Source organism: Legionella sp. PATHC039 (assembly GCF_026191275.1).
Taxonomy (GTDB): domain Bacteria; phylum Pseudomonadota; class Gammaproteobacteria; order Legionellales; family Legionellaceae; genus Legionella; species Legionella pneumophila.
This window is the reverse complement of the sequence record NZ_JAPHOP010000001.1, coordinates 755,521-771,531: the sequence shown is the minus strand read 5'-3', so window position 1 is coordinate 771,531 and position 16,011 is coordinate 755,521. Positions and strand designations below refer to the sequence as shown.

Sequence of the window (16,011 nt, the reverse complement as noted above, 5' to 3'; positions counted from 1 at the left end):
AAAAAAAATTATTTCCTATTTTCTTAAATTTTTATAAAAGTTTTAATCATAATGAGTTAATCAAGTTAATTATGGTAAAATCAAAGGCATATGATAAATTTTTATTCGAGCCTACCTTTCCCAACCCATGCTTTGTAGACTCAACTCGTGACTTGGGTTGTCTTGAGAAAAATCTTTTTTAAATTGGGGCTTAATCTACTTGTACAAATACTTTAGTCCATGCTAAGGTGTATTAATTTTGAGCGGAATACTAATCATGCAACAAGTAGTCATCAAATTTGGCGGCACTAGTGTTTCAACCAGAGCCACTTGGAATAATATTGCTGCAATTACCCAAAAACATCTGAACACAGGTGTTCAGCCCGTTATAGTCTGTTCTGCTTTAACTCAAATTTCCAACAAACTTGAAAAAGCCATAGAGGCAGCCCTTCTTGACGAGCATCATAGCCTTTTCAATGACATTCAGAGCAGTCACCTGAATCTGGCAGAACAATTAGAAGTAAACCATCAATTAATTGCTAATGATTTGCACCAATTACAGCAATGGCTAACCGGGATCTCCTTACTCAAACAAGCACCTGCAAAAACACATGCGCAAATTTTAAGTTTGGGTGAGCTGATGATGACCCGCCTGGGCCATGCCTTTCTTGAAAAACAAGGGATTAAAGTAAAATGGTATGATGCCAGAGAATTGTTAACAAGCACACCAACCCTTGGTGGAGAAACAATGAACTATCTCTCTGCCCGTTGTGAGAGTGAATACGACTCGGCATTGGTAGAAAAATTTCTCTCCAGTGGGGCTCAAGCCATTATTACCCAAGGTTTTTTTGCTGCCAATCCTCATGGTGAAACCGTTTTGCTTGGTCGAGGAGGCTCTGATACTTCAGCAGCACTACTTGCGGGAAAACTACAGGCCGCTTCTTGTGAAATATGGACTGATGTCCCAGGCATTTATACCGCCAACCCGCATCAATTACCCCACGCCCGATTATTAAAGCAATTAAATTATGATGAAGCTCAGGAAATTGCCTCAATGGGGGCCAAAGTTTTACACCCCAATTGCATACCACCTGTTCGAAAAGCCAATATCCCTATGGTAGTCAAATACACTCACCTGCCTGAACATTCAGGAACATTGATTACCAAAGACATTGATGAATCGGCACCCTTAATAAAATCCATCCAGGTTAAGCACAGCATACTGCTAATTTCTATAGACACTTTGAATATGTGGCAACAAGTAGGATTTCTGGCTGATGTATTTGCCGCCTTTAAAAAGCATGGGTTTTCAGTTGATTTGCTTTCTTCTTCTGAATTCAATGTCACCCTATCCCTGGATGTTAATGCCAAAATACATGATAGACCAGCAATTAATGCCTTGCTCGACGATTTAAACCAATTTGGACGCGCCAAACTGATAGAACCCTGTAGTGCTGTCAGTTTGGTAGGACATCACATCCGAACTGTATTACCTCATCTTGGCCCGGCTTTGGAAGTATTTGAGGCAAAACAAGTATACCTGATGTCTCTGGCCTCGAATGACCTTAATTTGACTTTTGTTGTTGATGAATCACATGCCGATAAATTATGCCAAAGATTGCATCATCTACTAATCGAAAGTAATCCTCAAATCTTTTATTACTCCAAAAGCTGGCATGAAGAATTTGGCAAACCCAATGTTCGCCCAACACCTTGGTGGGAAATTGAAAGAGACCGCTTGCTTACAACCAGCGCAATACATTCTCCTTGTTATGTTTACCATAGTCCCACCCAGGCAACTCGTGCAAGACAATTATCTGCTCTGGAATCAATTGATAGCTTGTTTTACGCTATTAAAGCGAATCCATTCCCAACCATTTTAAAAACTCTGGAAAAAGAAGGGATAGGTTTTGAATGCGTTTCTATTCAGGAATTGGAATTGGTGTTAAAACTGTTTCCCAATATTAAAAAAGAAAGAATTTTATTCACACCCAATTTCGCTCCCAAATCCGAGTATGAATTTGCTTTGCAAACGGGCTGTTATGTGACTATTGATAGCTTATACCCTTTGGAAAATTGGCCTGACTTGTTTAAAGACCGCGAAGTAATCGTTCGCATAGATCCTGGTACAGGAGCTGGCCATCACAAGCACGTTTCTACTGGTGGAAATGAATCCAAATTTGGTATAACACAAAATGACATAAGCAAGATTCTATCACTTACCAAAGTCAACCACATTAAGGTCATAGGCTTACATGCTCATTCTGGTAGCGGCATACTCTCAACGGATTTATGGCAACAAACTGCCGTGATGCTTGCCTCCCTAACCGATCAATTTCCTGAAGTGCGTTCAATTAATTTAGGTGGCGGTCTAGGTATTGTAGAAAAACCGGGCCAACATCCCATTGATTTTGCTGCGCTTGACGCGCAATTAATGGCAGTAAAATCTCAATATCCAGGATTAGCAATCTGGCTTGAACCAGGTCGCTTCTTTGTAGCTGAAAGTGGTGTCATTCTTGCCAAAGTAACGCAATGCAAAGAAAAAGGAAAAGTAAAATTTATTGGTATTGAAACAGGAATGAACTCATTGATAAGGCCTTCCTTATATGGTGCGTATCATGAAATTGTCAATTTAACTCGACTACATGAAGAAAAGGCCGGGTTTGCTCATATAGTTGGCCCAATCTGTGAGTCGGGAGATACATTGGGTTATGACCGCTTATTACCAGTTACCAGAGAAGGCGATGTGATATTAATTGCAAACACTGGAGCCTATGGTCACTGTATGAGTTCACACTACAATTTAAGACCACCTGCTCAGGAAATAGTTCTGGAATAATGGCATGCGGTTAATTGATAGTGAACAAAGGAGCCAAGCGACAGATCCTGCTGAATCATTTATAGTCCAGGCTCCTGCCGGGTCAGGAAAAACAGAGATTCTTACCCAACGCTTTTTACGTTTGCTAAGCACTGTGCAGTCTCCTGAACAAATTATCGCCTTGACTTTTACCCGCAAAGCAGCAAGTGAAATGAGAGAACGAATCGTTCAGGCATTACATATGGCCGCGTCAAATCAACCGGCTGTCAGCGCTCATCAACAAAGCACTTTAAATTTTGCAAAACAGGCTTTACAGCGAAATAATCAATATCAGTGGGATTTACTTGAGCAACCAAATCGCTTAAAAATCATAACCATTGATTCATTGTGCCAAAGCATTAACAGGGCAATTCCTTTATTGGAAAAACAGGTGGCTTATCCAGACATTTCCGAGACACCCGATTCTCATTATATTAGTGCTGCACGTTGTTGTATCCAGTATGCTATTGCTACGCCAGAGTACCAGGAAGCAATTAAAACCTTGCTTCTTCATGTTGATAATAAACAGGAACGATTAATTCAATTATTCCAGGCACTTCTTAGCCAAAGAGATCAATGGTTGCCGACATTATTTCTGGCACGTGAACAAGAAAAGTCAACTTTTGAGCAAGCTTTACGCCTTATTGAACAGCATGAACTCTCTCGTCTAAGAAATAGCCTGCCATCGGACTTGGCTCAAGAACTAGTGCTTTTGTCGCGTGAATTAGCCGTTATAGAAAACAAACCTGATTCACCACGATTTATATTAAGAGAATGGTATGAGTTTCAAAAATGCGATCAGCAAATTGCAGGTGCTTTAAGCAAATTACTCTTAACTAGTGACAATCAATTGCGTAAATCGTTTGATCATCATGTGGGATTAGTTAAAAAAAATTGTGCACCAAATGAATTTACCAGAATAAAAACAGCCAGTTCAGATTTGTTTGCTAAACTTCAAGATTGTCCTGATTTCCTGGACGCGCTCCTTAAGGTCAATCAATTACCAACTCCTGAATACGACAAAGAGCAATGGGACGTTTTGCAAGCACTCTTTTTGTTACTGCCATTATTGGTTGGACATTTACAAGTTTCATTTGGTGAACATAACGAAGTTGATTTTACTGCCATCTCTCAACAAGCCTTGGCAGCTTTGGGTGATTTGGATAATCCGACTGATTTGGCACTCTATCTGGATCATTCAATTCATCATCTTCTAATAGATGAGTTTCAAGATACCTCCATTACACAATTTGAATTACTTACCAAGTTAGTCCAAGGATGGTTACCTGGAGAGGGAAAAACCTTATTCCTTGTAGGCGATCCTATGCAATCCATCTACCGTTTCAGACAGGCTGAAGTTGGATTGTTTTTTCAGGCGAAAGAGCATGGCATAGGACCAGTTCGCCTCAAATCATTGGAACTAAGATGTAATTTCCGTTCGACAGAAACAATAGTTAATTGGGTAAATGATCATTTCAGTAAAATATTTTCTCAACAAGTTGATATCGAATCAGGAGCAGTATCTTTCCATCCTTCTGTTCATGTCATCGAGAAGAATGAATCAAGCACTATTCAGGCCGTGCAATTTAAAAATCGTGAACAGGAAGCAAGGCATTTAATTGAAATAATTAATAGTGAATTAAACCGCAACCCTGAACAAACTATCGCAGTTTTAGTGAGGACAAGAACGCAACTCCCTGAAATCATTAGCCTACTTCGCCAAAATAATATCCCTTATCAGGGAACAGACATCGATTTACTAGCCAATTTAGTGCATTTACGTGACGTCTGGTCACTTGCTCATGCCCTGCTTTTCCCAGGAAATCGATTGTCCTGGTTATCGATACTCCACAGCCCTTATGTTGGATTGGGATTATCTGACATCCACTGCATAGCCCAATATAATTCAAGAAAATCAATTTATCACAATTTGCTCCATTTAGATAAAATTCAGGATATAAGTGAAGAAGGCAGGATTAGAGCCAATTTTTTTATTCAAATCATGAACCAGGCTTTGTTATGTCGATCACATAGTCGTCTATCTGATTGGATAGCGGATACCTTAAAAAATCTTCATGTAGAAAAGATCCTTGATAAAGCTCAGTTAAATGATCTGGAGCAATTATGGATGTTATTAGACCAATATGAAAAAGAAGGTCGAATTCCTGATATGAACGAATTTTTAAATGAATTCAATAAATTGTATGCCCAACAAACCACCCCTTCCCGGTTACAAATCATGACTATTCATAAATCCAAAGGACTGGAATTCGATACGGTTATTCTACCTGGCCTTGGGTCACAAGCAAATCGTGGTGAATCTCCCATGTTGCGCTGGCTTAAGCTGCCTACCCAAGACCATGGCAACTTGTTACTGGTATCACCCATAAAAAGTGCAAACCAGGATAATTGCCCTTTGTACGATTATCTGGATCAATTGGATGAAGAAAAATCCGCCTATGAGGCGCAAAGATTACTTTATGTTGCTGTTACCCGGGCAAAATCAAGATTATATTTGCTTGATCATTCGGCAAAATCCTATAAATCTTCCTTTCGAAACTTATTAAAATACCAGGAATTCATTGCAGATCCTGACGAAGCCCAACATGAAGAACAAGAATTCCCTCTGCCGAAATTAGTCAAACTACCTATAGAGTATTATCAAAAACAGATTCCCAGTTTAGTTCAATCTCAAGAGAGTTCATGCCCAGAGATATCTTCGGGTATTCCTCGGCTAATAGGCATTGTGTCCCATCAACTATTACAATGGATTTGTGATAACCATCCCCAAACAATTAATCATGTGCCATGGAACTTGGTACATAATGAACTTAAAGCATTAGGATTAAACCAGGAAGCCCAACAAACTGCTCTATCAATGATAAAAATCCAAATTTCTCAAATGTATGAAAATAAAATTGGCCTCTGGATTTTATCCAGACATGAAAATGAACAAAATGAATATGAGCTTCTGGTTGAGTATGAAAATAAATTGGTTACCCGTATTATCGATCGTACTTTTACTGAAAATGGCACACAATGGATCATTGATTTTAAAACCGGGAAAGAAGATATAAACACCTTACAGAAGCATCGCCAACAATTAAATGAGTACGGGCGCTATCTGTCAGATTGCACAAAATTCCCAATTCGATGTGGATTGTATTATCTTGCAAATGGACATTGGATTGATTGGCAGTATAAAATGAGCGCTTAAAAACACAGCAGCTATGCAATTGCCCAATAAAATCAAATGACATTATCTTAAGCTATTCGTCTTACTCATCAGAAAAGCTATACCCAAAATACATTTCTCTCAAGTAGATGCATTCATCAACCCAGCAAAAACGAATAGTAATGGTACTAGTGATTAGCCGAGACCTAAGTTATCATTACCTATTTATTTTCATACCAGGCTAAAAAATGACTATTGAAGATACAGTAATTAAGTTAATTGGCTCATTAAAGGATCCTTTGCTTGATCTTACTGGCAAAGAAATGAATCTACAGTACAAAATAACAACTAGCAACCAGGCTATGCATGTTGTCTTGACTGCCGGATATCCTACCTCTTTGTTAGAAACGAGCTATAAACCAATAGTACAGAAAATAGTTCAAGATGAATTCCCCAATTACCAAGTTACTATTTCTATTCAGCAGTTCATAAAAGCGCATAAAACTCAGTTGACAGGCAAAGCCCTGCGAGGAGTAAAGAATACTATCGCAGTGGCCTCTGGCAAAGGAGGGGTCGGAAAGTCTACTGTCACAGTAAATCTTGCAGCAGCATTGGCAAAACTGGGCGCTCGAGTCGGCATTTTGGATGCGGATATTTATGGACCAAGCATACCATTGATGCTTGGTGAAACAAAACCTGTACAAGTAAAAGATAATTGCTACATACCGGTTGAAGCTCATGGCATGCAGGCCATGTCTATTGGCTACTTGACCGATACAAACCAGGCATTAATTTGGAGAGGTCCTATGCTCGCCAAGTCTTTAATCCAAATGTTAGACATCACTCTTTGGAATGAATTGGATTATTTATTCATAGATCTACCACCTGGCACTGGAGATATTCAACTCACTTTGGTACAAAAAATTCCTTTAACCTCTGCCATAGTAGTTACTACTCCTCAAAATGTCGCAACTTTAGATGCCCAAAAGGCAATAACCATGTTTTCCAGAACAGGCATTGACGTACTTGGAATAATAGAAAATATGTCCACCCACATTTGTAGCCATTGTGGTCATCAAGAAGCAATCTTTGGTAGAGGTGGTGCAGCTGCGCTGTGTGACGCATATCAATGTACATTATTAGGTCAACTGCCGCTGGACAGCCATGTACGTAGACATTGCGATGAGGGAGTTCCCACGGCAACACATTCATCAAATCAATTAACTGACACCTTTATTAAAACAGCGATGCGAACTGCAATTGAGCTCAGCAAGAAACCCATAAACTATGCTGACAGATTTCCAAAGATAGTTGTGGAATAGAAGTAATAGCTTCTCTACTATGTATTATTCCCTTCAGATGAGTATATAATACATAAAAATTGAGTTTGCCACCTCAAAGATAACCAAGCTCACAAAAAACAAAAATAAAAATGTCATGATTAGATTATTAATAATAACAATCAGTGTATTATGTTCGGGACTTACGATAGCCAAATCAAGTTACCAAATTGATTTAATACTCTTTGCACAACCACAAAACGGTGTTAAAAGCATAAAATCAGATTCGCCTGTTCCCCTCATTCCTGTCAGTCCAAATGCTATTCAACTGCATTCGGATAATAATAAAAAACATATGCCTTACACTCTTCTACCGCGATCGCAATCAAAACTAAGTGATCAACATTATCTTTTAAGCCGTAAATCCCAATTTCAAATCCTGGGTCATTATTCCTGGAGACAACCAGCGAAAAGTGACAGTTTGGTTGCGCTACCTAAAATCAACCATAATGGATGGCAAATTCAAGGTACCCTCAAAGTGCGTCAAAGTAATTACTATCTATTTGATGCTGACCTGCAGTGTTTGTCTCCAGGTAATCAGGAGACTTCTTTTACTGTTTCGCAAAAACAACGCTTAAAAGGAAGCACAATTTATTATCTTGATCATCCTCAGTTAGGAATGCTAGTTAAAATTCATAAAATAGCTTCATGAAAGCTCATCCAGCTAAGCAGGAATTTACGTATAATTTATAATAATTTCTATGCTAATTTGGATTGAACATTTTTTGTTATTAATTCAGCAATTGCATTAAAACAAACTTGTCGCGGCGTTCCTGCTCGCCAAAATAACCCCAAGATACGAGAGGGTGCCGGCTCAGAAAAAGGAATACATTTTAAATGATTAGTTGAGGCAGTTAGTGTAGACAAAGCGGGCAGTAAAGTGACGCCCATTCCAGCTTGTACCATTAATCTCAAGGTTTCCAAACTGGTGGCAGTAAAATCTGCAATGTCGTCAGCTTTCGCTGATTGGCATACGGCCATGGCTTGCTCCCTCAGGCAATGCCCTTCTTCTAGCAACATAATCGGCTGATTTTTTAAATCATTGATATTAACTGATTTGGCTTGGGCCAAAGGATGAGTATTTGCGCAAGCAAAATAGAACTTTTCTTCATATAAAGTTTGACATGAAAAACGCTTATCTATTGGAAGTGCCATGATAGCAACATCCAGTTCTCCTTGCTCCAATTTAGTAATTAGCCTATGAGTTTGATCCTCTATTAACCAAACTTTCAGGCGAGGGTACTCATTTTTAAGTTCGGGCATTACCAAGGGCAACATGTAAGGCGATACGGTAGGTATAACCCCCAAACGCAATTCACCTGTAAATAGATCTTCCGACTGACGAGCAAGTTCTTTCATTTCATCAATCAGGATTAATATTTTTCTAGTTCGATCTAATAATTTGGAGCCTTGATCAGTCAGTAAAACCTGTTTGTTGGTACGCTCAAATAACACAACACCTAATTCTTCTTCCAGCTTTTTTATTTGCATACTCAAAGTGGGTTGACTTACAAAACACCTCTTAGCGGCTTCACCAAAATGCTTTACATCTGCCAGGATGACAAAATAATGTAAATCTCTTAAATTCATAATTTCTCAATAATAAAAAATCTATTGTGACATAAATTACAAATCTGCAGTATAGAAATCATTTTTCAAATTTTACAAAATACATACAGAATTATTGATTCCAATGTAATAGCAAATATAATTCATGAAGAAATAAAAGGTATTGCAGATTATAAATTTACACAAACATAACAATGCTATATATTCCATCAATTTCAACATAATACAAACTACTTTGAACAATTTATCGGCTATTAAGAAATCAAAAATCACCATTTGGTTGGTAGGAGTATTTTTTTTATTATTCCAATTCTTCTTGCAACTATCCTCGGGGATCATTGTAGGCGCAATAATGCACGAAGAACATATTTCCGCACTCAGCGCAGGACTTTTAAGTAGCGCCTTTTACTATGTCTATACTTCTTTTCAAATTCCTGTCGGGATTCTTTTTGATCGCTACAATACCCGATATTTGTTATCGGTCAATGCAACTCTTTGTGCCATCGGATGTTTTGTATTTGCCTCGGGACATAACCTCCCGACTCTTTTCCTTGGGCGGTTAATTATTGGCGCTGGCTCAGCCTTTGCCTTTATTGGTTTAAGCCATTTGTTACGCCAACATTTTCCCTTAAAACAATACGCTTTTATGATAGGCCTATCAGAAACGTTGGGATTTACTGTTACAGTATTAGGAATGATTGGCATGGGTTCTGTGATCAGCCATTTTGGATGGCGTTATTTTATTAACATAGCAGGAATCATTGGATTCCTGATCGCCAGTTTATGCTGGTTGTGTATCCCCAATAGCAAGCCAGTCGTTTCTTTTCCACATCAATATAAACAACAAATTATCCCCATTCTAAAAAATAAATTAGCCTGGTTTAATGGCCTTTTTGTTTGTCTGGAATTCTCAGTCATTACTGTCTTTGCCGCCATGTGGGCTGTTCCTTTTTTACAATTAAAACTGGATTGCACTATCAAAACAGCCAGTATACTAACTTCAATGGTCTTACTGGGTGCTGGCTTAAGCTGTCCTTTATTGGGTCAAATTTCGGTACATCTCAATAGACGAAAACCGCTGATTCATGCTTCTTGTCTGTCAACTGCGTTATTATTAATACTTGTTTTATATTTACCAACTCAAAATAAGCTATTGATAGGTATTTTAATGTTTTCTATGGGGTTAACCTGTGGTGCTTATATGCTAGCCTATTCAATTTCTAATGAATTGGCCCCACCTGAATTCTTGTCCACTTGTACTGGCTTCACCAATACCTTGGCAATGCTCTCGGCTCCCTTACTTCAACCACTCGTTGGATTTTTTTTAGATGTACTCAGTAACCATAAAAGCCAATACAGCCTGGCTGACTACCAACTGGCCCTTTTGATTGTTCCTTTTGCCATGCTATTGGCAAGCTTATTTACTTGCCTCCTGCCAGAAAAATCAAATTAGACTATCCCAAATTAGTAACCGCTTGTACTGCTGACTCCTTGATTTGCTTAAAAGTTTGTTTGGATATAAAACAAAATCCTTTTGGATTTTCTTCAGAAAAGCCTGCAACTGTTAGAGGAAAATCATCCTCTTGTTTTATGGTATTGACTAATTTTAACTTCAACCTGGGCAAACCCACGCTAAGTAAACATTGATTATCGGTTAGGGTTTTAATGGAAACAAATTGAGACATTTTGACATTATTTCCTGAAGGGTCTCGCCAACCTGCTACCGCAGCCCCCGTTGCATCAGGTTCCTTGAGATTTGCAGAATAAAAACCATTATCATTACTTAATCTGCAAAAAATAGTGCTTATATCATGAGGGGAATTTTGATCCTTGCTAAACCATAATTTGCTGAACCATGCCTTATTACCTGTTACAAACTGTTCTTTATTATCTACTCCCGTTTGCACGTGCCCATTTAATCGACTGGTCTGTACCGCTTGCAACTCTACCCCAGGTCTTAATACCTGTGTTTCAACATCTTTATTATCCTGTTTTAACATATCTACTTTAAAATTAAATCCTTTTGCATTTTCGACTTTCACGCCAAAAATCCAACTGTCATTGATCGGATTGTAGCGCAAAAATGAGCGCCCAACTTGCCAGTTCAACTGAGTGGAGCTATCTATTTTTTCGTTGGCCTCATAAAACAGAATTAACTGGTTGGTTTGGCCGTCAATTAATGCGGTTTTAGCATAAAAATCAGTACCTTGCCTTTGCATCTGAAAAAAATAGCCGTATCGATCACCGCTTTCATTGGTGACCATACCTGTAAATACCCAACTTCCAACGGTTGGTTCATTCGTTTGGGCTACTTTGTCTTCCTCTGGCTCTTCCACTGCAAAAACACTGCCACTTAAAAATAAAAACATGGATAATAGCAATAACCAAATTCGTTTTGGCATCATATTAGTAATAACCTTGTAATTGTTGATGTGACCAAAATGCTTCCCAAAAGGAATCATTCAACTTTGCTTCAACGGGTAAATAATATAATTTATCTGAACTAAATGAATAACATTTTACAGCATCCTTTTCTGTCATTATAACTGGTAGATCGATATCATTTAAATCATGAGGTTTAAATTGATGATGATCGGGATAAGAATATGGATTAAATTTTATACCTAATTGACTTAAAGTAGAATAGAATCGTTGCGGGTTACCAATTCCTGCTACAGCTGCTACTTCAGAAGTAAACAAATCATTACTGACTTCTTCCTGAGTTGACAATCGAACTATGTTTTTAGGAATTAATTCCATAGAATAAGTACCTTCTGCAGCACCTTGATTAACAATAACAAAATCAACTTGTTTTAATCGTGAATCAGGTTCCCTTAATGGTCCAGCGGGTAGACAAAAACCATTACCCAGTTTTCGCATCCCATCTATTACTACAATTTCAATAGATCGCCCCATTTTATAATGTTGCAAGCCATCATCACTGATAATAATTTCAACCGAGTGCTTGTCTAAAAGGTACCTTACTGCTTCATTGCGCTTAGGCGCAATAACCACTGGGCAATTAATTTTTCTTGCCATCATGAGCGGCTCATCGCCTACTAATTCAGCTGAATCATTTAATTTTACTTCGTATGGAAAATGTTTTATTGCTGCTTTGTAACCACGGCTTACAATCCCTACTTTTAAGCCTTTTTGCTGTATTTTTTTAGCAATTTCAATGACCAGAGGCGTCTTGCCTACTCCTCCTACGGTCACGTTTCCCACTACAATAATTGGTATAGGGTACAGCTGTTGGCAGAAACGCTGTAAATACCATCGTCTGGTTCGTATAACAATTCTGTATAACCAGGAAAATGGAACCAGTATCCACTGTAAAAAATGGTTACCATACCATATCCTGTTCACAAAAAATGACATTAAGCTACCACTTCCTCATTAATCCTGCCAAATTGTTGCACTTTATACAACTGAGCGTAATGACCATCCATATCAAGTAATTCTTGATGACTACCTTGCTCAACAATACGACCATGTTGCAATACGATAATCTTGTGAGCATGCTTAATAGTCGACAATCGGTGCGCAATGATTAAAGTAGTTCTACCTTTCATCACTTGCTCCAAAGCCGCCTGAATATAATGCTCAGACTCACTATCCAGAGCTGAAGTCGCCTCATCGAGTATTAAAATTGGAGCATCTTTCAAAATTGCCCTGGCTATCGCTATTCTTTGCCTTTGTCCGCCTGACAACAACACCCCATTTTCTCCGACCCTGGTATCATAGCCATCAGGTAATTGCTTAATAAACTCATCAGCATAGGCCAGTTTAGCCGCAGTAATAATTTGCTCTCGGCTCGCATCAAAACGACCATAGGCTATGTTGTTAGCCAAAGTATCATTAAAAAGTGTCACGTTTTGACTGACCAAGGACATCTGCTTGCGTAAACTTTCCAGACTAAGCTGTTGAATGGGCATGCCATCTAAAGTAATCATACCTTGACTCAATTCATAAAAGCGGGGTAATAAACTGGCTATGGTCGTTTTACCACTTCCTGAATGCCCAACCAGAGCAACAGACGTTCCTGCTTCAATTACAAAATTGACATCATGTAAAATATTTTGACCCTGTCGGTATGCGTGGTATACATGCTTAAACTCAATTTCACCACGTATCTTTTCTTTTAATATCAAACCATTGTTTCTTTCCAAAGGCAAATCAAGCAAATTAAATACACTTTCTGCACCAGCCAAGCCTCTTTGTATGGTTGCGTTAAGAGTAGTCAGAGTTTTCATAGGTTTTATTAATTGCAACATGGCTGCGATAATTGCCAAAAAAGAACCGGCACTGATAGTAATGACAGTAGATAAATGAATGGCAGCCATAATAATCGTGGCAATCCCGATAGCGATCACCAATTGAACGCCTGAAACATTAATCGCCTTGCTTATGGCAACTTTCATATCGTTTTTGCGTGAATATTCTGTTGCTTTATTAAATTTTGTTATTTCATACCGTTCACCACCAAAGATGCGAACCACTCGATAACCCTCGATTGCCTCACTGGCAATTTCTGTGACTTCGCCCATGGTTTTTTGGACTTTGTGACTAATTCGTCTTACTCTTTTATTAGTATAATTAACAATGATTCCCACAAAGGGGATAGTTAATAAAAACATCAAAGACAGCTGCCAACATATAACCATCATAACGGTCAGCAAACCGATGACCAGACATATATTTTGAATAAAATCTGTTAGGGCATCCGCACTGACTTGTGCCACTTGCTCAACATCGTACAAAATTTTTGAAAGAAGCTGACCTGATGTGGCTTCGTCATAATAATCCGCCGGTAAGTGAATAATATGAGAAAATACGGTCTGCCTTAATACTTTAACTACTGAGCGAGCCACCCATGTCATACAATAACTGCCTAAAGAACTGACCAATCCTCTCAGAGTAATACCGATTAAAACAATCAGCGGGATTTGTTTAACAAAATTCAGATCAATAGTAATAAAGCTTTTATCCAAAAAAAGCTTGGTCATATAGGTAAAGCCGGCGTCAATGCCCGAATATAGGATATTCGCCAATACTCCTAATAATAAAACTGGCCAAAAAGGTTTTACATAGCTTAACAAGCGTTTGTATAGCAGACGGGATTTAATAGGGAGGTTATTTTTCATTAATTTAGAAGTTAATCTTGTACGCAAATGTTATGAATTGTAACTCTTATTCTGTCTAAGCGCCAATGTTCTATCATGAAGTCCACCTATTCCATAGTTAGTTTTATTCTGGTGTAGGCACAACGAAATCCAGCCTTTTGAACGTTCAAATCTGAAACTGTACCTGGTTGAGTAGTTACGGTGGCGAATTCCAAACCATACTGCTTGGCCAGATTCAGACGAGCAAACAATAATTTTTTCTGAAGGCCTTTCCCTCGATAAAGAGGTAATGTGCTGGTAACGCCCAAATCACAAGCATCACCATGAATTGCTATTGTGGCGCCAGCAACCAAATTACCATGATCATATGCTGCAAATGCTAAAACTCCTTTTGCACTGGCATATTGGTAAAATTGTTCCTGAGCCTCAAGAAAACCAAATCCAATAGCTACTCTTTTTGCCCACTCTTCCAATTCAGACTGCTTCACTTCTCTTATAATAAACCCATCATCCTTGGAGTGAGCAACCAGATGGTAACTCTTTAAATCAAGAACTGAAACATTATTTAACTCAGTTATGTAGTAACCTCTTTGGCTTAAAAAATTAATTAAATGATTTCCCACAAAAGGACATAACTCAATATCGACACGATTATGGCCTAACGATTTATAAAAATTTTCTATAGCTTCTATTTCAGCTTTATATTGGTTAGGCTCTGTTTTAAATCCCCAGCCTACTACCTGGGATAGAAATGACTCAAAACCAGAAAAACAAGCTGCTCCGCCGTTGATTTCCAGAATTTTTCCTTGTGAGTACCGCTTTGTCACCTCAATGTGACTCTGCTTGATACACCCTTCCATGCGAACAGCCAATTCCTTAGTAATATACATCGATTTCCTCACCACCAGGATCAGATAGCATTTAAACCTGAAACAATATCGTGAATCAACTCCGGTCCCTTATAAACTAAACCACTGTATACTTGTAATAACGAAGCTCCTGCATTGATCTTGTCTTTGGCACTCTCCAAACTGTCAATACCACCCACTCCTATCAATGTCACATCATTACCAACATATTGTTTCAACAAGCGCAAGCAGCGAGTAGATAACTCCATCAGTGGCCTACCACTTAATCCGCCCTGTTCTTCAGAACAAGGCAAATTTTTTACCATTTCCCGAGAACAGGTGGTATTCGTTGCAATAATACCCTCGATTCCATACTGTAAAATGATATCTGTCATTTGTTTTAGTGTTTCATCTGTTTCATCCGGAGATACTTTCACCACTAAAGGCACATGGCGTCCATATTGATCTGCTAATTTTATCTGTTCTTTTTGTAACTGGGTGAGTAATTCAGCAAAATAATCTCCTTGTTGTAACTGGCGTAAATCAGGGGTATTGGGAGAGGAAATATTGATAGTGACATAGGAAGCATGAGCATATACTTTACGGAAGCAATAAAGATAGTCCTCTGCAGCTTGATTTAAATTAGTTTCTTTATTTTTTCCAATATTTATCCCTAATATTCCTTTATAATTTGCACTTTTTACATTTTCTACCAGTACATCAACTCCCGAATTGTTAAAACCCATCCTGTTGATAATCGCATTTGCCTCTGCAATACGAAAAAGCCTTGGTTTGGGATTACCTGCTTGCCCCCTAGGTGTTACTGTCCCTAATTCAATGAATGAAAATCCCAATTTGGCTAATGCATCCAAATGTTCGCCATTTTTATCTAAACCAGCAGCCAGTCCAACTTGATGAGGGAATACAAGACCCATAGCATGAACAGGTTGGCCGGCCATTTTCCGAAAATAAAAATCAGGGAGGTAATGCAACAAGGATAATGTTAATGAATGGGCTTTTTCTGCATCCAATCTGAAAAGTAAAGGGCGCAGCAGTGAATACATAAAATTACTCCTAAAGCAGGGAGAAACATTAATAAAGAACAATTGAGGTATGATAA

The 16,011-nt window shown here is 38.4% G+C and carries 11 protein-coding genes; 5 read left to right on the top strand and 6 right to left on the bottom strand.

What is annotated here, in order from left to right; translation table 11 throughout:
• Nucleotides 1-256 precede the first annotated feature (256 nt).
• From OQI99_RS03530 to OQI99_RS03515, 4 genes are all read left to right on the top strand, one after another.
• Complete coding sequence (locus OQI99_RS03530; RefSeq protein ID WP_011946744.1) at nucleotides 257-2,818, top strand: bifunctional aspartate kinase/diaminopimelate decarboxylase; 2,562 nt, start codon at nucleotides 257-259, stop codon at nucleotides 2,816-2,818.
• Between the two features lie 4 nt (nucleotides 2,819-2,822).
• Nucleotides 2,823-6,053 carry a UvrD-helicase domain-containing protein gene (locus OQI99_RS03525; protein WP_010947538.1) on the top strand — a complete coding sequence of 1,077 codons (3,231 nt, stop codon included), beginning with the start codon at nucleotides 2,823-2,825 and terminating at the stop codon, nucleotides 6,051-6,053.
• Nucleotides 6,054-6,259: 206 nt separating this feature from the next.
• Nucleotides 6,260-7,333, top strand: coding sequence for an iron-sulfur cluster carrier protein ApbC (gene apbC, locus OQI99_RS03520; protein ID WP_010947539.1), 1,074 nt, complete (start codon nucleotides 6,260-6,262; stop codon nucleotides 7,331-7,333).
• A gap of 115 nt (nucleotides 7,334-7,448) precedes the next feature.
• Nucleotides 7,449-8,003: a CsiV family protein gene (locus OQI99_RS03515; protein WP_010947540.1), complete on the top strand. Its 555-nt coding sequence runs from the start codon at nucleotides 7,449-7,451 to the stop codon at nucleotides 8,001-8,003.
• A 47-nt stretch (nucleotides 8,004-8,050) separates the two neighbouring features.
• Here the strand turns inward: OQI99_RS03515 and OQI99_RS03510 are convergent, their stop codons facing one another.
• Nucleotides 8,051-8,941, bottom strand: a complete 891-nt coding sequence (locus OQI99_RS03510) for a LysR substrate-binding domain-containing protein (RefSeq protein ID WP_010947541.1) — start codon at nucleotides 8,939-8,941, stop codon at nucleotides 8,051-8,053.
• Between the two features lie 142 nt (nucleotides 8,942-9,083).
• On the opposite strand from OQI99_RS03510, the gene OQI99_RS03505 reads away from it, so the two are divergent.
• On the top strand, nucleotides 9,084-10,373 hold the full coding sequence (locus OQI99_RS03505) for an MFS transporter (RefSeq protein ID WP_010947542.1): 1,290 nt from the start codon (nucleotides 9,084-9,086) through the stop codon (nucleotides 10,371-10,373).
• A 1-nt stretch (nucleotide 10,374) separates the two neighbouring features.
• Here OQI99_RS03505 and OQI99_RS03500 read toward each other — a convergent pair whose 3' ends face one another.
• From OQI99_RS03500 to OQI99_RS03480, 5 genes are all read right to left on the bottom strand, one after another.
• Entirely contained in the window at nucleotides 10,375-11,325 is a 951-nt protein-coding gene (locus OQI99_RS03500) for a hypothetical protein (RefSeq protein WP_011946746.1), read from the bottom strand.
• A 1-nt stretch (nucleotide 11,326) separates the two neighbouring features.
• On the bottom strand, nucleotides 11,327-12,298 hold the full coding sequence (gene lpxK, locus OQI99_RS03495; RefSeq protein ID WP_010947544.1) for a tetraacyldisaccharide 4'-kinase: 972 nt from the start codon (nucleotides 12,296-12,298) through the stop codon (nucleotides 11,327-11,329).
• Nucleotides 12,298-14,064, bottom strand: a complete 1,767-nt coding sequence (gene msbA / locus OQI99_RS03490; RefSeq protein ID WP_011946747.1) for a lipid A export permease/ATP-binding protein MsbA — start codon at nucleotides 14,062-14,064, stop codon at nucleotides 12,298-12,300. The genes lpxK and msbA overlap by 1 nt, the downstream gene beginning before the upstream one ends.
• Before the next feature lie 86 nt (nucleotides 14,065-14,150).
• Complete coding sequence (locus OQI99_RS03485; protein ID WP_061512533.1) at nucleotides 14,151-14,933, bottom strand: GNAT family N-acetyltransferase; 783 nt, start codon at nucleotides 14,931-14,933, stop codon at nucleotides 14,151-14,153.
• Nucleotides 14,934-14,953: 20 nt separating this feature from the next.
• Nucleotides 14,954-15,955: a quinone-dependent dihydroorotate dehydrogenase gene (locus tag OQI99_RS03480; protein WP_021437076.1), complete on the bottom strand. Its 1,002-nt coding sequence runs from the start codon at nucleotides 15,953-15,955 to the stop codon at nucleotides 14,954-14,956.
• Between the last annotated feature and the right edge of the window lie 56 nt (nucleotides 15,956-16,011).